General features: G+C 42.3%; 22 protein-coding genes. 9 read left to right on the top strand and 13 right to left on the bottom strand.

All coding sequences use genetic code 11. From position 1 onward, the window contains the following. Positions 1–4 precede the first annotated feature (4 nt). From gldC to BMX50_RS14590, 4 genes are all read right to left on the bottom strand, one after another. On the bottom strand, positions 5–337 hold the full coding sequence (gene gldC / locus BMX50_RS14605) for a gliding motility protein GldC (protein WP_091211281.1): 333 nt from the start codon (positions 335–337) through the stop codon (positions 5–7). Between the two features lie 8 nt (positions 338–345). Next, the gene (locus tag BMX50_RS14600; RefSeq protein ID WP_091211280.1) at positions 346–612 is read right to left on the bottom strand and encodes a hypothetical protein; all 267 of its coding nucleotides are present in this window, start codon (positions 610–612) and stop codon (positions 346–348) included. 9 nt (positions 613–621) lie between these two features. Further along, positions 622–1,974: a DEAD/DEAH box helicase gene (locus tag BMX50_RS14595; RefSeq protein WP_091211279.1), complete on the bottom strand. Its 1,353-nt coding sequence runs from the start codon at positions 1,972–1,974 to the stop codon at positions 622–624. Between the two features lie 296 nt (positions 1,975–2,270). Next, positions 2,271–3,155: an NmrA family NAD(P)-binding protein gene (locus tag BMX50_RS14590; protein ID WP_091211278.1), complete on the bottom strand. Its 885-nt coding sequence runs from the start codon at positions 3,153–3,155 to the stop codon at positions 2,271–2,273. Positions 3,156–3,236: 81 nt separating this feature from the next. Between BMX50_RS14590 and BMX50_RS14585 the strand changes: the two genes are divergently transcribed. Continuing rightward, complete coding sequence (locus BMX50_RS14585) at positions 3,237–3,653, top strand: winged helix-turn-helix transcriptional regulator (protein ID WP_091211277.1); 417 nt, start codon at positions 3,237–3,239, stop codon at positions 3,651–3,653. 112 nt (positions 3,654–3,765) lie between these two features. After that, positions 3,766–5,100 (top strand): dihydroorotase, encoded by a 1,335-nt coding sequence (locus BMX50_RS14580; RefSeq protein WP_091211276.1) that lies wholly within the window; start codon positions 3,766–3,768, stop codon positions 5,098–5,100. Positions 5,101–5,432: 332 nt separating this feature from the next. Here the strand turns inward: BMX50_RS14580 and BMX50_RS14575 are convergent, their stop codons facing one another. The 4 genes from BMX50_RS14575 to BMX50_RS14560 form a co-directional block, all read right to left on the bottom strand. Continuing rightward, entirely contained in the window at positions 5,433–5,888 is a 456-nt protein-coding gene (locus BMX50_RS14575; RefSeq protein WP_091211275.1) for a GyrI-like domain-containing protein, read from the bottom strand. 94 nt (positions 5,889–5,982) lie between these two features. Next, positions 5,983–6,405, bottom strand: coding sequence for an SRPBCC family protein (locus tag BMX50_RS14570; RefSeq protein WP_091211274.1), 423 nt, complete (start codon positions 6,403–6,405; stop codon positions 5,983–5,985). Further along, positions 6,393–6,848 carry an EVE domain-containing protein gene (locus tag BMX50_RS14565; RefSeq protein ID WP_091211273.1) on the bottom strand — a complete coding sequence of 152 codons (456 nt, stop codon included), beginning with the start codon at positions 6,846–6,848 and terminating at the stop codon, positions 6,393–6,395. The genes BMX50_RS14570 and BMX50_RS14565 overlap by 13 nt, the downstream gene beginning before the upstream one ends. 122 nt (positions 6,849–6,970) lie before the next feature. After that, complete coding sequence (locus BMX50_RS14560) at positions 6,971–7,918, bottom strand: helix-turn-helix transcriptional regulator (protein ID WP_091211272.1); 948 nt, start codon at positions 7,916–7,918, stop codon at positions 6,971–6,973. Positions 7,919–7,971: 53 nt separating this feature from the next. On the opposite strand from BMX50_RS14560, the gene BMX50_RS14555 reads away from it, so the two are divergent. The 4 genes from BMX50_RS14555 (at position 7,972) to BMX50_RS34285 (ending at position 10,776) form a co-directional block, all read left to right on the top strand. Then, entirely contained in the window at positions 7,972–8,412 is a 441-nt protein-coding gene (locus tag BMX50_RS14555; RefSeq protein WP_091211271.1) for a putative signal transducing protein, read from the top strand. A gap of 150 nt (positions 8,413–8,562) precedes the next feature. After that, positions 8,563–9,573 carry a glycosylasparaginase gene (locus tag BMX50_RS14550; RefSeq protein WP_091211270.1) on the top strand — a complete coding sequence of 337 codons (1,011 nt, stop codon included), beginning with the start codon at positions 8,563–8,565 and terminating at the stop codon, positions 9,571–9,573. 107 nt (positions 9,574–9,680) lie between these two features. Beyond that, complete coding sequence (locus tag BMX50_RS14545) at positions 9,681–10,427, top strand: copper homeostasis protein CutC (RefSeq protein WP_091211269.1); 747 nt, start codon at positions 9,681–9,683, stop codon at positions 10,425–10,427. 145 nt (positions 10,428–10,572) lie between these two features. Next, positions 10,573–10,776 carry a hypothetical protein gene (locus BMX50_RS34285; RefSeq protein ID WP_143065181.1) on the top strand — a complete coding sequence of 68 codons (204 nt, stop codon included), beginning with the start codon at positions 10,573–10,575 and terminating at the stop codon, positions 10,774–10,776. Here the strand turns inward: BMX50_RS34285 and BMX50_RS14540 are convergent. From BMX50_RS14540 to BMX50_RS14530, 3 genes are all read right to left on the bottom strand, one after another. Further along, positions 10,773–13,613: a TolB-like translocation protein gene (locus BMX50_RS14540; RefSeq protein ID WP_091211268.1), complete on the bottom strand. Its 2,841-nt coding sequence runs from the start codon at positions 13,611–13,613 to the stop codon at positions 10,773–10,775. The genes BMX50_RS34285 and BMX50_RS14540 overlap by 4 nt on opposite strands. Before the next feature lie 348 nt (positions 13,614–13,961). Beyond that, a complete protein-coding gene (locus BMX50_RS14535) occupies positions 13,962–14,171 on the bottom strand; it encodes a hypothetical protein (RefSeq protein ID WP_143065180.1) in 210 nt (69 codons plus the stop codon). Between the two features lie 85 nt (positions 14,172–14,256). Beyond that, on the bottom strand, positions 14,257–15,522 hold the full coding sequence (locus BMX50_RS14530) for a metallophosphoesterase (protein WP_091211266.1): 1,266 nt from the start codon (positions 15,520–15,522) through the stop codon (positions 14,257–14,259). A 154-nt stretch (positions 15,523–15,676) separates the two neighbouring features. Between BMX50_RS14530 and BMX50_RS34280 the strand changes: the two genes are divergently transcribed. The 3 genes from BMX50_RS34280 to BMX50_RS14515 all read left to right on the top strand — a co-directional run bounded on the left by BMX50_RS34280 (position 15,677) and on the right by BMX50_RS14515 (position 17,253). Then, positions 15,677–15,916, top strand: coding sequence for a hypothetical protein (locus BMX50_RS34280; protein WP_143065179.1), 240 nt, complete (start codon positions 15,677–15,679; stop codon positions 15,914–15,916). 165 nt (positions 15,917–16,081) lie between these two features. Continuing rightward, entirely contained in the window at positions 16,082–16,942 is an 861-nt protein-coding gene (locus tag BMX50_RS14520; protein WP_091211264.1) for a glycoside hydrolase family 16 protein, read from the top strand. Between the two features lie 110 nt (positions 16,943–17,052). Then, a complete protein-coding gene (locus tag BMX50_RS14515; protein ID WP_091211263.1) occupies positions 17,053–17,253 on the top strand; it encodes a hypothetical protein in 201 nt (66 codons plus the stop codon). Between the two features lie 90 nt (positions 17,254–17,343). Here BMX50_RS14515 and BMX50_RS34520 read toward each other — a convergent pair whose 3' ends face one another. After that, positions 17,344–17,490, bottom strand: coding sequence for a hypothetical protein (locus BMX50_RS34520; RefSeq protein ID WP_167667925.1), 147 nt, complete (start codon positions 17,488–17,490; stop codon positions 17,344–17,346). A gap of 135 nt (positions 17,491–17,625) precedes the next feature. Beyond that, on the bottom strand, positions 17,626–18,291 hold the full coding sequence (locus tag BMX50_RS14505; protein WP_091211261.1) for a Pr6Pr family membrane protein: 666 nt from the start codon (positions 18,289–18,291) through the stop codon (positions 17,626–17,628). Between the last annotated feature and the right edge of the window lie 202 nt (positions 18,292–18,493).

Below are 18,493 nucleotides of genomic sequence, written 5' to 3'. Positions count from 1 at the left end.
GTTATTATTTTTGAGTGATCTCCATTTTATCGGCAAAGTGGGCACAGTAGTCGCGCAGGTCCTCTACTATGTTTTTTTCGCCGGTTGCACGCAAAAAACTGTCGCCCATGGTTTGCAGGGTTTCGTAAAAAAAGCGTTTCATCTCATCAACAGGCATATCCTTTGTCCACAGATCGATACGCAGGGTATTCTGGTAGCTCTGGTCCCAAAGGGCAAGCATCATTGATTTTACAGGCAGGGCCTCTTTGTTAGTTGAATCGGTTGATTCCCAAAGGATATGTTCAGGAACGTTATTATCATCAAGCGTAACGGTAAGCTTTATTTCAGCGGTTTTCATTTCAAATTTTATTTAACAAGTAAGAATATAATAATAACCAGAACAATGAAGAATGTCTCCACCATCCATATTTTTTTGGTTTCGATAAAAAAGTTGCGGAACATGATATCAATCACAAAAACCACAAAGGCAAACAGTAAAAAGATCCAGCCTATTGTGCCTCCCCAATGTTCAAGCGGTCGTCCGGCTATACCGGCTCCATAAATAAAAACATAGGCTGCTACCGCCACCAAAAACGCGGTAAAAAAGTTTAAAGGGGTAAATCTGAATTTCATTGATTGGGCTTAGTGTCTTTTTTTGCTTTTGGATGATCGGCCGCTACCCTGCCTTGCCGCCTTTGAGCCGTATTTAGCTTTATCCTTATTGGCATCAAACTTTTTACGCTGGTTAAGGGATTTCTTTTCGTGGAAAGCCCCTTTAAAATCGGGATCTTCTTTACGTTTTTGAGTATCTATTTCCCGAGCCTGATCCTGGCGTTCCTCATATGGGGTTTCCTCAATAAACACATCATCGGGAATATTTTCAACCGGGATGGTTTGCTTGATGAGTTTTTCAATTTTGCGGATATAATACTCTTCAGATGGTGTAGCAAAAGTAATGGCCTCACCAGATTGCAGCGCACGACCTGTACGGCCAATCCTGTGTACATAATCTTCATAAACCACCGGCACATCAAAGTTAATTACGTGGCTTACATCACTTACATCAATTCCCCGTGATGCTACATCGGTAGCTACCAATATCTTCACATCATCGTTTTTGAATGAATTGATGGAATTGATACGTGTATTTTGTCCCTTATTGGCGTGGAGTACTTTCACTTCCTCTTCGCCAAATTTTCGGGTAAGGAATTTAAATACATCTTCGGCCACTGCCCGGGTTTTACAAAAAACAATCAGTTTGGTGATCTCCCCTTCGTTATCGAGCAGTTTTTTGAGCAGGTTTATTTTGGTTTTAATATTGGGCACATGATATAAATGCTGGTTAACCGTTTGTGCCGGCGTAGCCTGTGGTGTAACCTCAATAACCGTAGGAAACTCCAAAAAGTTGGCCGAAAGCTGGTGTACCTTCTCACTCATGGTAGCCGAAAAAAGCAGGTTTTGCCTTTTCACGGGCACCACTTCCAATATTCGGTTTATCTGGGGCATAAAGCCCATATCCATCATTTTATCGGCTTCGTCAAGCACCAACACCTGCAATGGTTTGGTCATGATATGCCCGGCAAGGTAAATATCCATAAACCTGCCCGGCGTAGCCACAATGATATCTACGCCTTTTTTTACCTGCTCTATTTGTGTTTTGGGGCCGAGGCCTCCGTAAAGCAAAACAACCCGTAAATCAGTATAAGCGGCAAAAGCCCTGATGTTTTCCTCAATCTGCATGGCCAGTTCGCGCGTAGGCGAAATGATCAACGCACGGGCATGTTCGCCCTGGGCATATTTCAGCTTCATGATAATAGGTAACACATAGGCTGCCGTTTTACCGGTACCTGTTTGCGCTATACCCATCACATCCTGCCCGTTCAATATAGGCGGAATAGCCTTTTGCTGAATAGGCGTAGCTTCGGTATAACCGGCATCGGCTATCGCGTTCAAAATTTGCCGGTTAAATTTAAAATCTTCAAAGGTTACTGCCATGCCGCAAAGATAGGCTTTTTGTTGAAGTAGGAACAATTGCCCAAAACATGGCGGTGTCAGGAAATTAGTTTGGAGAGTCAAGAAAACAAGAGTCAGGAGACTAATGAAGGAACAAAGGAGGCAAGAAATCAGGAGTCAAGAAACAAGAACAAATAAAAACCATGTCATTGCGAGCGTAGCGCGGCAATCTCGTAGCCAATGTATGAACGCTCTGCACGGCTAAGGGATTGCCACGTCGCGCCTTAGGCTCATTTCCATTTCGCGCCTCGCAATGACGTGATTTTTTATTTACTTACTTAAGCATTATACACTTCTGCAAACTCCTTAGCGAAATCCTGCAAACTTACCTTGCCTGATACTGCAGGTTTATGCTTATCATAATCTTCCCAAATTTTTCCGCTTTTCACCGCGGTACCCATTTCAACAAAGTTGCGGGTCATTTCGGGCGGAACACCTGCCTGTTGTAAACCTTCGGCAAGCTGTTCATCCGTAAATTCAATCCATGGCAAGCCGGGCTTACCAATAGCCTCACCCAAAACAGCGGCTACATCACCAGGCGTTGACTCATCGCTTACAATGTACCTAACACTTTTACCGGCAAAATCCTGTTGCAACTCCTCAGCAATAGCTGCGGCAATATCTTTAGGATGTACCATGATTAACCTTGCGTCTGCCGGGTAATTTGAGCCGATGATGCCCTGATGTTTGATAAGCGGGATGTTGCTGAAAAAATTAATATAGAAGAATGGCGCACGGATAAATTTAACAGCTGCACCGTCCAATCCACTCAAAATGCCCTCAACATCGTGAATGCCTTTTATCGGCCCGACACCACTATCCAAATGCGCACCGATGCTGCTTAACGCAACTACTTTTTTTATACCCGACCGTTTGATAGCTTCGGCGTAACTTTTACCTGTTTCATTTTGATAAGCTCTTAAGCTTTCGGCGCTAAAACTTGGCGGTACCATGGCGTAAAGTGCATCGGGACCGGTAAATGTTTGTGTTAAGAAATCGGCATCGGCCAATGAGCCAATTGCAGCTTTAGCGCCTAATGATTCTATCTCTGCTGCCTTATCGGCATTGCTGCTAATTACTGTTACGTTATGCCCTGCGGCAATTAAAGTTTGTGTTAAAGGTTTGCTTATATTGCCTGTTGAACCTGTTACTATAATTTTCATAATGTTTTTGTTTTTATTTGAAAGCAAAGGTATTTTTGTACTTACTTTTTTACAAGTACTTACCCCAAAGTGTGTATCACCATGACAGCTATAAAAGAAAGCTCAACCATACAGGAAAACAAACAAGCTGCGTTTAAAGAATGCCCCGTAACTTATGTAATGGAGCGTATAGGCGGATATTGGAAACCTATCATTTTATTCCACCTGTTAGCCGGCGGCAAACGCTACGGCGAACTAAAAAAATCTATCCCAACTATTACCGAAAAAATGCTGATCCAACACCTGAAACAACTGGAAGCTGACGGCATCATCATAAGAGAATCTAAACCTGTTGTGCCGCCGCATGTAACCTACCGGCTCAGTGAAACAGGCATGGGCTTACGACCGGTAATGTATGCGATGTCTAAATGGGCGGTTGAAGACAGCGAAGCAAATGGGATGCCTATTTACAGGAGTTTGGGAGAGTTCCCTACTGAGCAAGCTTTTGCCGAAATGTAATTGCATTTCCGAGGTCAAACTTACGAAGTTTCAAAAACTTCGTAAGTTTGACCTGTTACAAGCATCATATTAATAAATCCGAAATCGAAATTTCCAAATCCGAAATCAGCCCATGTCTACAATCCTGATAAAAGCAGCCACCATAGTTAACGAACATAAACAATACGTTGCCGATGTATTGATCAAAGATGGTTTGATAGACCGTATCGATTCTATAATTGACGCGCAAGCCGATGAAATCATCAACGCAGAAGGCCTGCATTTGCTTCCTGGCTGCATCGACGATCAGGTACATTTTCGCGAACCGGGCTTGACTTACAAAGCCGATATTTATACCGAATCACGCGCTGCTGTTGCCGGTGGTATCACTTCATTTATGGAGATGCCGAACACCGTGCCGAACACCTTAACGCAGGAACTTTTGGAAGATAAATACCAGATCGCTTCGAGAAATTCGCTGGCCAATTATTCGTTTTTTATGGGCGCATCCAACAACAACCTGGACGAGGTTTTGCGCACTGACACCAGCAAAGTTTGCGGTATAAAAGTATTCATGGGATCCTCTACCGGGAACATGCTGGTTGATGACCCGCACACGCTTGAAAAACTGTTTGCACAATCACCAATGTTGATTGCTACGCACTGCGAAGATGAGGCAACAATCAAGAGCAATCTTGCCCATTACAAACAACTGCTTGGCGAAAATATACCGGTGCAGATGCATCCAAAAATCAGGAGTGCGGAGGCTTGTTACTTGTCGTCATCAATGGCGATTGAGCTGGCAAAAAAACACAACACCCGCCTGCATATTTTACATATTTCTACCGAGCGCGAAACACATCTTTTTGACAACACAATCCCGCTAAAAGATAAGCGAATTACTGCTGAAGCCTGCATCCATCACTTGTGGTTTACTGATGCAGATTATGAAACCAAAGGCAACTATATTAAGTGGAACCCGGCAGTAAAAACGGAGGCAGACCGTGATGGTATTTTACGTGCTGTACTTGACGGAAGGATTGACGTTATTGCTACAGATCATGCCCCACATACCATTGAAGAAAAAGAGCAGCCTTATCTGCAGGCCCCGTCCGGCGGCCCATTGGTTCAACACGCTTTACCAGCCATGCTTGAGCTGTACCATCACGGCAAAATAAGCCTTGAGCAAATAGCAGAAAAAATGGCGCACAACGTAGCCACCCTTTTCCAGATAGAAAAACGCGGCTTCATCCGCGAAGGTTATTGGGCCGACTTAGTACTGGTTAACCTTAACAAACCATGGAACGTAAATAAAAACAATATCCTGTATAAATGTAACTGGAGCCCGTTTGAAGGCAACACATTCCGCTCACAGGTAGCTTATACTTTAATATCGGGTAACCTGGCTTACGCCAACGGAAGTCTTATTGAAGGTAAAGCTGGCAAACGATTGACTTTTAGCAGGTAATCCAAATCAATATTTACAGAATTCAAAGATTTACAGAATTTTCTGGAGGGGAAAACACAATAGCTAATTCGCCCTTTCTGCTGCAGAATCCAGACTTACGAAGTTTTAAAAACTTCGTAAGTCTTCCTTTAATGGGGCAAAAACCTCGTCATTCTGAGCGACAGCGAAGAATCTTCTATAATATGCAAGACCTCTTGACTTGTGACTCTGTATCGTCCTAAAATAGGTTTACCAGAAGGCACAAGTCATCCACCCTACATTACCCACCACACAAGACTTGCGCCAGAAAAAGGGATTGCTTTGTGCCTCGCAATAACGCGGTTGTAATATCATCAATTCACCCCAACAAAAACCTCAACCTCTGCACTATCAGCATTTTGCGATCTTTCTCCGTAAACGTCGAAGTCGGCCATATATCGTCTGTCGATATCACTCGTCCAAATCTGGTGCCAGGTTTCGCCCACAGCCTGTGGTAGTGCACCTTTAGCTATATACCGGTTATAACTTCCGGGCGGCACAGTAATGCAAATCAAGCCTTCAGGGATATTATCTTTAGTAGCAACCCTACACCCAAGTACCGCGGTGTAATAGCCGTCCTTATCACTTTCATAATCGGTGTAAACACAGTAAATATCATCGCTTAAGCGGTTTACCACCTGCTGTAAAACATGCTCGCTCATAAACCAATTCCAAAGCCCCGCTATATCTTTCATCGCTTGTCCATTTTGATTTGTGGTGCGTACCGAAATTCCCACTAAAAAGAAGCCTTTTATTATTATTTTATCCATGACGGCAGCTATTACTATTTGTTATATTGATATATAATTAACTTTTAAACAAATAATTATAATGATTATATAAATTATTAGTTTACTATAGTAGCTACTCTATCAGTTTTCTTAACTCTTCAAAAATGCCCTTCCAGTTTTGTTCGGAATGCGCCTTAGCTTCTTCGTTTTTTACATTATCCTGGGTAATGGTAAGTTCAGTTTCCCCATTATTTTCGGTTAAGTTATAGGTGATGTTGGCATAGTTTTCGGGCTTATCTTCGGTACCGCTCATGCTACTCCAGTAGCTGTATTTTACAAATGTCCCGGGATCAATATCCAGGATAGTCCCGTGGTCCTCGTATTTATGTCCGTTCCATTCCCCGCTGAATTTAATTGGCTCCCCTACCCTCCAGCTCGACTCCAGATTAGTGCCAAAAAAGTATTCTTTTACCATGGCCGGATCGGTTAATCCCTGCCAAACTTTAGCCATCGGCGCTTTAAATTTCACCTGTACGTTTACTGTTAGTTTTTCCATAATGTAGCTTTATTTAGTAGTGGTTTATCTTCAGTTATCATCTGCTCTTTTATCTTCTCAAAATCGGTGCCGGGAACTTCAAAAAAACCAAACCTGAAGTTGTATCCCCATGCCTTTTTATTGCTGATAAAATCGAGCTCGTTAATCATCGGGGCTATAGGAGCCTCCATGCATTCATAGTAATTTACATTACGCCTGTAAGGAGTAAAATCAATAGCCATTTGCTTTTGATAAATATCTTCATCCCGCACCTGGCCAATGGCTGTAAAAGCTTGTAAAGGCGTATCACCATTCATTTTTTGCTTAGGTGAATACACCGCTACCCAGTCACCAACTGCCATACGTTTAAGCGGTGCAAGCTTGCCATGATTAGCCTGAATAAAGCCCCCGGAAATACCCCGGCTAATGTGATCTTTTGATACTACTATTATCCAATGTTTCATAAGTGTATGGTTTAAATTACCCGCAAAAACACGACCAATAAAAGCCCCGTCCTTGCTATGATGAAACAAAGTAACAATGCGCTGGTGACAGCCTTATGTCAGCAGGAAAAAAAGAAAAGAAATTAATTTATTTTTTGGGAGATGGTTGCTGTGATCTCCCGTACACGATGCAAAAGAGTGTCTGGTTTGATGATCTCAGCACGGTCGCCAAAGGTCATGTACCAGCGGGCAAAGCCTTCGATGGACATGGTAAGGAAAGTCATCTCAATTTTATTGCCGATAGTTTTTTCCGACACAAAACCACCGTAATATTTTTGATGATCCAAATAGCTGTGAATCTCCTTATCAACTTTGATCACCACCTGCTCAAGCTGCTTTTCGCAGGCCATTTTATCAATGTAATCTTTTAGCGTAGGGTGTTTGCTATTAACATAACTTTTATCCGTTACCGCAAGCTTTTTGATACGATCTAACCTAAAATCGCGGTAATCATTACGGAGGCGGCAGTAAGCTATCAGGTGCCAGAAACTATCCAGGAAAAAAACGCCTACCGGCTCAACTTCCCGTTTGGTATTTTCCTGCGAATGGGCAGCAAAATAATCGATGCTCATGATCTTTTTACACACGATACAATCCAGTATGGTTTGGATATGATCGGTACTTCCGGCCCTTTTTTGACTGTGGCTTTTCAATACTTCAATGCTCCCGTCCAGGTTTTCCAAAGCATCCTTTTCCGACGATTTAAGGATAGCCCTTACCTTGTACATAGCCGACTGATACTGCGCCATGGTTGAGGTATCGGTAAGCTTTTCAACAAACTTTTCGGCAGTTAAAAAAGCGGTGGCTTCTTCGCGGGTAAACATAACCGGAGGGAGGCGGTAGCCATCCATTATAGAGTAACCAACACCTGCTTCGCCTATAAGGGGAATGCCTGCTTCTTCAAGGGTTTTGATATCGCGGTAAACAGTACGCAGACTAATGTTGAACCTATCGGCTATATCACCGGCCTTTACCACCCTGCGTGATTGTAGTTGGATCAAAATTGCTGATATTCGGTCGATGCGGTTCATGGCGTCCAAATTAAATAAAAAACAATTTACCTTTGATTAATATTTATCTACATATGGCCGTTCAACCCGAAGAGAAGATCATAACATTTGAAACTTATTATGATGTGATGCTTGCACATATCATCCGAACCAAACTGGAAGGTTATGGCATTCCCTGCTTCATTGCCGACGAAAATACCATAGGTTCAAACCCGCTTTACAACCAGGCAGTAGGTGGTATTAAACTTAAAATTTTTGAACGCGACCTTGAACGATGCCGCGAGATTTTAGCCGCCGAAGGCGATCTTCATGACCAGGACCATATTGAAATAGATGATGAAACACTTAATGCCGTTATATGTCCGTACTGCGGCTCAACCAATGTACGATATGGCTCTGCAACCGAAAAAAGGGTTCACTGGTTTACCGCCATCGTATCATTTTTGCTGATGATCTTCCCTTTTTACAGCCGCAAAGCATGGCATTGTTTTAATTGCCAGCGCGATTTTGAATGATTTTTTTTCGAGACCGGAAGTCTTAAGCTGCGAGTTAAAAGTCTTCATTTTTATAACCAAATAGGATCTTGACTCAGCACTCAAGACTTACGACTTCAGACTCCAGACTTAGAACTTATGACTTAATACTGTTTTTTATATATTAGCGGTATGTACAACCGCCGTAAGTTCATCAAATTATCTGCTGCAGGTGCTTCATTTGCAGCCATTTCTAAATCTGCTATAGCAAAAACTGTCATTTCTAAACCAGAAGGCGGTTATCCTATCGTTATCTCAACCTGGGATTTTGGCATTATTGCCAACAAAGGTGCCTGGAAAGTATTATCGGCCGGCGGCCGTGCCCTCGATGCCATTGAAGCCGGAGCACGCATTCCCGAAGCCGAAGATATCAGCAATCATACTGTAGGCCGCAGCGGCCTGCCTGATCGTGATGGCCACGTAACGCTCGATTCATGCATTATGGATGAGTTTGGCAACTGCGGGTCGGTAGCTGCTATGGAAAATATAGCCCACCCTATTTCAGTAGCCCGTTTGGTGATGGAAAAAACCCCTCACGTAATGCTGGTTGGCGAAGGTGCAACCCAGTTTGCGGTTGAACAGGGAATGAAAAAAGAAAAGCTGCTAACTCCGGAAACTGAAAAAATCTGGAAAGAATGGCTTAAAAAAGCTCAGTACAGCCCCGTTATGAATATAGAAAACGGCGGCAAACCAGGTAATAAATACAATCATGACACCATTGGTATGCTGGCTATTGACGCTAAAGGCAATATCTCCGGTGGCTGCACCACCAGTGGCATGGCTTTTAAATTACATGGCCGCGTGGGCGATAGCCCTATTATAGGTGCAGGCCTTTATGTAGATAATGAAGTTGGCGGGGCAACGTCAACAGGTGTTGGCGAAGAGGTGATCCGCAACGTGGGCAGCTTTTTGGTGGTTGAATTGATGCGCCAGGGATTATCGCCCGAGGATGCCTGCAAAGAAGCTGTAAACCGCATTATCAAAAAGAAACCGGAAATAGCCAAAAAGATCCAGGTTGGCTTTTTAGCTATTAATAAAAAGGGCGAATATGGTGCTTACGCTATACAAAGCGGCTTTTCATATGCTGTTTGTAATGCGCAGCAACAGGATCTGTTAATTCCGGGAAAAAGTTATTACAAGTAAGTAATTAGTCCGTGGAGCATAGTCGATAGTTCATGGTTTAATATTATATTTAATTAAAATACAGCAGGCTATGGACTATCGACCATAGCCTATGGACTCAAAAGAACATGCAGGTATCGCTCGAAGTTTGTGCTAATTCGGTAACATCGGCCCTGGCGGCCCAGGAAGGGGGCGCTGTGCGTGTTGAACTTTGCGAAAATTTAAAAGAAGGTGGCACCACCCCATCGCACGGTACCATATTAATGGCCCGCAGCCTGCTCCATATCAAGCTTTATGTACTGATCCGTCCGCGCGGCGGCGACTTTTTGTACAATGATATGGAGTACAAGCTTATGATGGCCGATATCAGGTATTGTATTGATGCCGGCTGCGATGGCGTTGTGATAGGTATTCTCAACGAAGATGGTAACATTGATATAGAACGCTGTACTGAAATGGTGCGCCTTGCCCGGCAATGGGGCCTTGGCGTTACATTCCACCGGGCTTTCGATATGTGTGCCGATCAGCATAAAGCCCTTGAAGAAATTATTGAAATGGGCTGCGAACGCGTGCTTACCTCGGGAGGTAAAAGCACTGCTATTGAAGGTGCCAGTAATTTAAACCGCCTTGTTGAACAAGCGGCCGGCCGTATAAGCATTATGCCAGGCAGCGGCGTAAGTGAAGCCAATGTTGCCGACCTGATCCATTTTACCGGGGTAAAAGAAGTTCACTCATCGGCAAGGATCAAGGTTGCCAGTAAAATGAAGTTTCATAACGAAAGTATCATGATGAGCGCCGAAGCTGGCGATGAATATAGCATTGATGTTACCGGGGTTGACCGGGTTAAGGAACTGATCAGACTGGCGAATAGTTGAAGCGTTTTTAAAACGTTGCAATATAAAAGTCGTCATTGCGAGGAACGAAGCAATCGCAAACTATACAAAGTGGCTCTGTATGTAGGGTATTGCTTCGTTCCTTATAATAACTTAACTGTAAGTTATTGATTATTAACATTGTTTTTTGATCGATTTTATAACATGGGCGTTGCCTTCGGCCCGGGCTGTACGCTCATACTACACGGGCCTTAGCCACAGGCCGGTATCCGCTCCCATCCCTAACGCAACCCAGCGTACTATCTCTAAAACATATTTACACGCCATCACGATTTTTTCCAGGGCTTCCCTGGTGGTTATTCGCAATGACGTTTTTTTAGGCTACTTCTAAAAAAACGTAACCGGCAAAACCAGTTCTATTCTGTTGCGGCCAGTTCCGCCAAAAAAGTCATCATCCAGCAGCCTGCTGTACCTGATACCGAATGTGATGCTATTCTGGTTAAAGAATTTAGTATCAAAATACAGCGTACCTCCGGCCGACCTGAAATTTTGCTTAAAGCTGCTCCCGTCGGTAAAAAAGTTAGAGGCCTTGGCATGGGTATAATCAAAAAACAATGCCCCGCGCAGCCGTAACAGGTAAAATAAATTACCAAAACCGGCATCAGGATAAGCTATTGGTAAATGATAGGTTAAACCTACCTTGTTCATGTTATCCAGGTTTTCGGCTGTGTAACCTTTGGAAAATGGAAAATCATTGGAAAAACTGATCACATTATCTTTGCCTTTTTGCTGATGCGCCAGGCTGATCACAAAGTTGTGGTTCACAAACAAACCGGGAAAATAAAAGCTTCCTGTAGCTAAAAACTGTGTTGCTCCCGAGCCGGAAACTGCCGATTTATAATTGAGGCCTATACTTTGCGCAAACCGTGGATAGATGTTTTTCTGTGCCTGCTGGGTTTGATTGCTGAAGCTAAGATAGTTATTCAGGTAACTGTATGATCTATCTGCAAAACTGCTTTTGTAAGCTTGCTGAAAGTTAATACTGTTAAAGTACAAATCACTTCCGAAGGTAAGGCTGGTAAAACGCTTGCCTTCGCTAAAATTTAATGGCACACGTAAACCACCGTGAACGGCGGTTTCGTTCCAGTAAACATATTGTCCTTTATAAAAGCTCCGCCTGTCGAGCGTATAATCGGCCCCGGCCGAAATATAGGGGAACAAAGCGCCATAAATGGCATCGAAACCGAATTGCTTATACCCCTCGTTGGTATTGTAATCAAAAGACAGTTCGGATTGGAAGGTATTCAACACATTCTCCCCCGTGATAGCGAACGAATAATTAGGATCGCTGATATTAGGAATGATACTATGGAAGTTAAACAGTCCATGCGCTTTTGAATAATTGGTGACCGGCAAAGGTTTATTGGTTATTTCGGCAACTATATTGGCAGCCGAGTCTTTTTTTAGTGCCGTGATACCCAAATCGGGCAGGTAACGTGCGTAATCGCCTCCGGCAGCTATCCATTTCAAATCTTTTTTATTTGCCTGGTTAACCTGATAGCCATCAGCAGTAAAACCAACCCAGGCCAGTTTATTATCACTTATTGCCGGTTGATAATAACCTAAACCTGTATAATTACCGGTAGGCAGCATTTCATAAACACTTTTATTGCCAGGCATCATCACAAACAGGCGGTCGTTTTTGCCATCGGTTTGAGTAAAATATAGGGTATCTTTTTTCAGGGCGATAAAACCTATCGGGCGAAAACTCAGGGGTGTCAAATAATCTGCTTTACCAGTGGCGATATCCGTGAGGGTTATCCCCATTTTGCCTTCTTTATCACGGGCAGCCGAAATTAATTTACCATCACCATAAAACTTAGGATAGGTATAAAACAACCCCTGGGGGTTTGGAATTTCCTTTTGTACCTTCCCTGTTGTATCTAAGATGTGCAGCTTACTCATTCCGGAGGGATCAACCTGTACCGCAACAATGCTTTGGCCGTCTGGACTAAAAGCAGGTGAAAAGTATTTTGCTTTTGAGGTGATACGGTGCTCTTGTCCTGTTTTTGTATCAAGCAACATCAATTCGCCGTAGTTACGGTAGCCCCAGCGTAAGTCGGGCCGATAGGATGCATAAACTATTTTACCGTTGTTATAGTCAAAATAACTATCCAACGAATAGGAACGGGTACTCAATTTTATTTCCTTATTACCGGTTTTAACAACAAAAGCAGGTAAATGATCATAGGTACTTTCCGCATAAATAATTGTGCTATCGTTCACAAACGCCGGGTATTCCCGGTTGGCGTCAAAGTGTCTCTTTCGTTCGGTAACCGGTTGGGTATTATCTTCGGCAAATTGCTGTTTAAAATAGCTAAACCCATTATTTGAAAATGTTTTGAAACTTTCGCCGGTATATTTTTTAACGGCCCACTGAAAAGGGTAAAACCCGCCACGATAGGCCGCAGCATCATGCGTTACATTTTTCCACAGTTCACTACCGTATTTTTCGCGCCCATAAGCCACCATCATATAGCCAAGCGGATAATGATCAGGCACATAATCACGGTATGAGCCGTTGCGAAGTTTCATATAGCTGTAGTTTTTATCAGCCGCCCATAACGCACGATAACCGGTAAAAAAATATGGTAGCCTGCCCCTGCCCTGTTCACTTACCAGGGTTTCGTTAAATACAGCATCGCCTTCAAAAAAAAAGTTAGGTACAGCCAGATCATTACCCAGTGCCTGCCCGCCCTCGCCAAAAATTATGCGGAGAAAACGCGAAAGCCCCACATTAAAATTATTGTACTGCTGTACATGCCTAAACTCGTGGATAGCCAATTGCTGCGGCCATGGAAGGCTGCCTATTTCAAAACTATTTTGATCGGGGGTTAAATAAAACTCGCTTCTGAAGGGCGCTAATCCCACATAACCGTTAGCAACGATGGTTTGGTTTTGCAGTACAATACTGATCTGTTTTTGTTTAAAGCCGATGGTAGGCTTTACAACACCGTTCATTTGCTGCACAATATTGGCCACCCTTAATCCCGCCGAATCCAAACCGGCCGGGAATATCACCCTTGCAGATGCCGTGTTTACCTGTTTCCACTTTATTGATGGCGGGTTGCCGCCAAAAACCTGTGCTTTTGATATCGTAGCAGAAAGCAACAGCGCCGGAAGTATTAATTTTTGAAGCGTTTTGTAACCGGTAAACAGATGATTCATTGAGGGTGAAAGTAAATACAAATTGCTATTTAAACAACAATGCCGCCTACACAACGCTTTTTAATTTAAACTGGTATAAAACAAGAAACACCCGCCGGACAGACGGGTGTAACGATAAGGTTAAAGTAAGTAAGGTTTAGGTTTTAAATATGTTTCAATATAGAAAGGCAACGTTAGCAGCCTGTTTTCAAATAATGGCATTTTGTATAAATGCATTCTAACCAACACCTAAATGTCGACATTAAAAAACACCGCCACAATCCGTGAAAACACTGTATTTTTTCAGTTAAATAACGGTAAAACCGTTTACCACAAAAAAACCCGGCGATTGCTACCGGGTTTGCTATTTTATATTTTAATGATCTTATCCCTTTTCCTTTCGGGCGGGTTAAGCGAACCGGGCTTAGGTACATGTTTTACAATGTAGATAAGCGTATGCGCAATAGCACTTGCCGCTTTAATGCCGAAATGAACAAAAGGCCTCATCACTTCCCAGGCGTTACTATGCTCAACCTGCGCTCCGCGCTTTCCTATCCTTTTCATATTGTTAGTTGCCATAATTTTAGTTTTAGATGCTTTGTAATAAAAGCATAAAAACCTTGCCACAATCAAATAGATGTATAGAAACTGGCTTTTTATTAGCTTATGCCACCTTTTTCTTCAATTCAATCACCGTGACTTCCGGCCAAATACCCAGTCTGCCCGAAAATGCAAGGAAGCCGAAACCACGGTTCACGTACAGGTAACGGTTCTTTTCATTAGCCAGGCCAGCCCAGTCAACATAGCGGTATTTTACAGGGCTCCATCTAAAACCTGGGATCTCTACCCCAAACTGTGCACCATGGGTATGCCCGGATAAGGTGAGATGAATGGTAGTAGGGTTATAACGCACCTGCTCTTCCCAATGAGTTGGATCATGCGAAAGCAGTACTTTGAAAGCATCTTTAGGTACACCCTGAAGCGCTTTATTTAAATCTCCCACCTGTATAAATCCCTTACCCCAGTTTTGGATACCGATAAGGGAGATGCTTTGTCCTCCTTTTTCGATTGTTACATTTTCATCAAGCAACAAACGATAGCCCAATTCTTTATGATGTTGTTTGAGTTTATCCAGGTTGGCTGCCTTTTCCTGTAAGCTATCCCAGTGGATATAATCGCCATAATCATGGTTGCCTAAGATGGAAAACTGCCCATAAGGGGCTTTGATCTGCCCAAACCTGTCTATATAAGGTTCAATTTCTGATGCTGCATTATTCACCAGGTCGCCAGTAAAAACAAACAGGTCGCTTTTTTGAGCTTTAGCCAGATCGATACCGCGTTGCATAGCTTCGGTATTATCAAAACTTCCCGAATGGATATCAGATAACTGGGTAATGGTAAAGCCATCAAATGCATCCGGCAAATCCTCAAAATACAGCGTGGTTTTATGTAACTTATAATCGTACTTACCCTTAAACATGGCATAAAAAAACGATGTAAAAGGTACCGCGGCTACCAGTACAGCTATCTCGCTGATAAATTTACGCCTGCCAGGAAAAGCTGATTGCCCGCCTACGTTGCCCGAACGGCTGATCATATTAAAAACTCCGACAAAGAACCGCCCCAGATCACCAAGGGACAGCACAATTATAAAAACCAACTTGGTAACAAAAAATGTCAGGAACAGGCTCAGCATCCACTCATGAAACGGACGCATGCCGTTTGCGGTACTGAACGCGCCGAATCCCAATAAAAATAAGGCTGTTACACCAATAGAAACAATTAAATATCCCCATAAAGCAACGCTACGCCATAGGTTTGATTGCCAGTCGGCAGTTAAGGTTTTAAGGCCCGAGTGGATGTACCAATCAAATAATAAACTAATGAAAGCGATAATCGCGAATACTTTTAAGAAACCACTACCGTGCATATAAATACGTATAAGACTGCAATTTAAAAAAGTAAAGGTAATTGGAGCGTAAAATTGCAGATGCGGACCAGGTTCAAAATTTTGGGGAAAGGTGGAAAATTACTTCAGCCCAAAATAAAGAGCAACAATCAATAGTATTTGAATACAAACTGCCGTGAAAAGTCTCTTAAATCCATTTATTTTCAACGGGCCGAATGTATATGCTGTCCACGATAACAAATATACAACCAGCGCTGCGACGGCAACTATTAAAGGATTTGGCCCTTCAGGATCATTGAAAAAAAGGAAAAGCAGTCTGGAGCAAACAATTGCCGCTACTGCCAAAATCATCAATGAAATCGTTTTTGACTTAAAATATAGGTTTGCAATGTTGTTACCCATGTGCTTAAGATGAGGCTTATACAAATATAATAAACTTCAATGGCGATTACTTATCTGTTAGTCTATCTTTAATTTCTGAACGAAGCAAGTACTGTAAAATTATGATCTCAATTGGTAAATGCTAAATTCGTATCATCCAATTTATATACTTTTAAACCATCATCCCATATCATCAAAAATGAAATTAAAACATCTGCTGTTATCAGCAACTCTTTTAACAGCATCGCAGGCATTTGCACAAAAGCAAGCTAAAACGGATACCGTTTTCTTTGAAGATTTCAATCAAAAAACGCTTAACCGGAGCAAATGGAATGTTGAAGTTACCGGGAATACAGTTAATGACGAGCAGCAGGCCTACGTTGACTCTGCAGCTACTATTTACATGACAGATGGCAAAGCAGAGGGGGCAACGAACGGAGCACTGGTATTAAAAGCTTTGTATCAGCCCGGTTTTATCAGTAAAGAGCAGCGTAAATATGATTTTATTTCGGGGCGAATTAATACACGCGCAAAAATGGAATTTACCTATGGCACAGCCTCCTGCCGGATGAAAATGGCTTCAGGTGCAGGCTTGTGGCCGGCATTTTGGGCCTTAGGCAACGGTAAATGGCCCGATTGTGGCGAGATTGACGTGATGGAAACCGTAGGCGACTCGAGCTGGGTGAGCCATGCATTACATGGCCCTGGTTATTTTGGCGATACGCCATTTGCAAAACGCGTGTTTTTCCCCGCCGGTATTGATGTTACCCAATGGCACGTATACTCGGTTGACTGGTCGCCGGAAAGCCTTGTTTTTAAGGTTGATGGCAAAACCACCTATACGGTAACAAAAGCAATGGTTGAAAAATATGGCCGCTGGGCTTTTGACAATAAAAAATTCATCATTCTTAACTTTGCTTTAGGCGGCGGCTATCCCGGCGGCGTTAATAAGGTTACCAAACCTTATCATGGCTTGTCAGAAAGTACTGTGAACAAAATAAAGTCGGGCGAAGCCAAAACCATTGTCGACTGGGTACTGGTAACTAAAACCAGGAATTAATATTGTTGACACATTTGTAAAATAAAGGTTATTTAAATTTTACTTTCATAAAACACAAGGTAAATTTTATTGCCATATTTTTGAATTATTAAAAATAACATCATCTACCCATGGCAATATTAACCGTTCAAATACCCGACACAGAGATCCTCACACTATCAAGTATAGTTGAACAAATATCAGGCAGTATCATTAAAGTTACTTCCGAAGACGACATTAATCAAGGCGACTGCATTTTGCATAAAGACGATCTTTTTATTAAAAACAAACTGGAAAACAATCTGCACCATAAACATCTTTGGAACGATTGATTTTTCGATAAAACGACCCCGGTTTTTAATCGCCATAAAAAAGAAACAGGCCCTGCTGATGAAGCACGGCCTGTTTCTTTTTTACCTGTATTAGTTGTGAATAACTACACGTTCATGTACACGAACCCTTTCATCGTGGCGGTGCCGGCGGCGTTCGCGATATTCGGCAGAGCAGCTTGTAAAGCCCATTGCAGCTAATACTAACAGTGCAATTGAGCGTGAAACAGTGGTTTTCATAGTAAATGATTTATAAGTTTTTAATAGATATATCATAGTTAGTCACTTATCATGCCATAAGGGCAAAATAACACCACTGGTAAAGGGAATGTTACAGATGGCTATTTATAGGCCGGTAATAGTTGAGATGGTACTTCAGGCCCCCCGCTTTTCCATGACCCGGTTAATCCACACAAACAAAAAGCCGAAGAATAGGAAAGCAATAAGCATCAGTAATGAATTAATAGCGACCCGGGATAATCCCAACGCATCAATATCAAGAAAAGGGTAAGGATATAAATGGCTGATAATGCCCCGGATAAATATATATACCGAATAGATAAAAGGGAACCAAAGCCACTTTAAGGCTTGTGTCCATTTTAAATTAGCTTTGGGTACGTACACCAGCCAATAAAACACAAATAAAACCGGGTTTACAGAATGCAAAAGTTCATCGGCAAGCCTGGATAACCCTTCAGGATTCCACAAATGGCGGAGCACCAGGTTATAAACCAATCCAACAATGGTGATGTATAAAGCAATAGCAGTAAAAATACGGCTTTGTAAAAAATACTTCCGTATGCGCATATTAGTATTAAATAATACAGCAGTAAGACATATTACGGCAAGTAAATTACTGAGGATTGTAAAATAACTAAATAGCTGTACCAGCGTACCGGCAAGGCTTCGCCCCGTTTTTAAATAATTGGGGATTGCTATAGCTATTTGCAAAATTAAGCTGAACCATATAATAACAGTAGATACGTATAACCATTTACGCCCTTTAACCGTATTATTGACATGTAGTTTATATTGTTCCATAGCTGTTTGCAGGGTTTAAATTTGTTATAAACACTCCTGTAAAATACGAACAAACTATTATTACCCCTTGAATAAATAAGAAACTGCTAAACGTAGTAACATAAATTCAGTTTCATACGTATTATATTTATGGAGGATTTTATTCTAAATTAGTACTTTCATGTAATTTTGGGATAAAATACGATAAGTGCCTTCATAAAGT

Source organism: Mucilaginibacter gossypiicola (assembly GCF_900110105.1).
In the GTDB taxonomy this organism is placed as follows: Bacteria; Bacteroidota; Bacteroidia; order Sphingobacteriales; family Sphingobacteriaceae; genus Mucilaginibacter; species Mucilaginibacter gossypiicola.
This window is presented reverse-complemented; position numbering and strand designations above follow the sequence as displayed.

Coding starts and splice junctions, on each gene's coding strand:
- BMX50_RS14595 (WP_091211279.1), bottom strand. CDS start 1,974: ATGGCAGTAACCTTTGAAGATTTTAAATTTAACCGGCAAATTTTGAAC.
- BMX50_RS34520 (WP_167667925.1), bottom strand. CDS start 17,490: ATGAAAACCACTGTTTCACGCTCAATTGCACTGTTAGTATTAGCTGCA.
- BMX50_RS14585 (WP_091211277.1), top strand. CDS start 3,237: ATGACAGCTATAAAAGAAAGCTCAACCATACAGGAAAACAAACAAGCT.
- BMX50_RS14540 (WP_091211268.1), bottom strand. CDS start 13,613: ATGAATCATCTGTTTACCGGTTACAAAACGCTTCAAAAATTAATACTT.
- BMX50_RS14535 (WP_143065180.1), bottom strand. CDS start 14,171: ATGGCAACTAACAATATGAAAAGGATAGGAAAGCGCGGAGCGCAGGTT.
- BMX50_RS14600 (WP_091211280.1), bottom strand. CDS start 612: ATGAAATTCAGATTTACCCCTTTAAACTTTTTTACCGCGTTTTTGGTG.
- BMX50_RS14550 (WP_091211270.1), top strand. CDS start 8,563: ATGTACAACCGCCGTAAGTTCATCAAATTATCTGCTGCAGGTGCTTCA.
- BMX50_RS14515 (WP_091211263.1), top strand. CDS start 17,053: ATGGCAATATTAACCGTTCAAATACCCGACACAGAGATCCTCACACTA.
- BMX50_RS14520 (WP_091211264.1), top strand. CDS start 16,082: ATGAAATTAAAACATCTGCTGTTATCAGCAACTCTTTTAACAGCATCG.
- BMX50_RS14570 (WP_091211274.1), bottom strand. CDS start 6,405: ATGGAAAAACTAACAGTAAACGTACAGGTGAAATTTAAAGCGCCGATG.
- BMX50_RS14560 (WP_091211272.1), bottom strand. CDS start 7,918: ATGAACCGCATCGACCGAATATCAGCAATTTTGATCCAACTACAATCA.
- BMX50_RS14575 (WP_091211275.1), bottom strand. CDS start 5,888: ATGGATAAAATAATAATAAAAGGCTTCTTTTTAGTGGGAATTTCGGTA.
- gldC (WP_091211281.1), bottom strand. CDS start 337: ATGAAAACCGCTGAAATAAAGCTTACCGTTACGCTTGATGATAATAAC.
- BMX50_RS14545 (WP_091211269.1), top strand. CDS start 9,681: ATGCAGGTATCGCTCGAAGTTTGTGCTAATTCGGTAACATCGGCCCTG.
- BMX50_RS14555 (WP_091211271.1), top strand. CDS start 7,972: ATGGCCGTTCAACCCGAAGAGAAGATCATAACATTTGAAACTTATTAT.
- BMX50_RS14530 (WP_091211266.1), bottom strand. CDS start 15,522: ATGCACGGTAGTGGTTTCTTAAAAGTATTCGCGATTATCGCTTTCATT.
- BMX50_RS14505 (WP_091211261.1), bottom strand. CDS start 18,291: ATGGAACAATATAAACTACATGTCAATAATACGGTTAAAGGGCGTAAA.
- BMX50_RS14580 (WP_091211276.1), top strand. CDS start 3,766: ATGTCTACAATCCTGATAAAAGCAGCCACCATAGTTAACGAACATAAA.
- BMX50_RS14590 (WP_091211278.1), bottom strand. CDS start 3,155: ATGAAAATTATAGTAACAGGTTCAACAGGCAATATAAGCAAACCTTTA.
- BMX50_RS14565 (WP_091211273.1), bottom strand. CDS start 6,848: ATGAAACATTGGATAATAGTAGTATCAAAAGATCACATTAGCCGGGGT.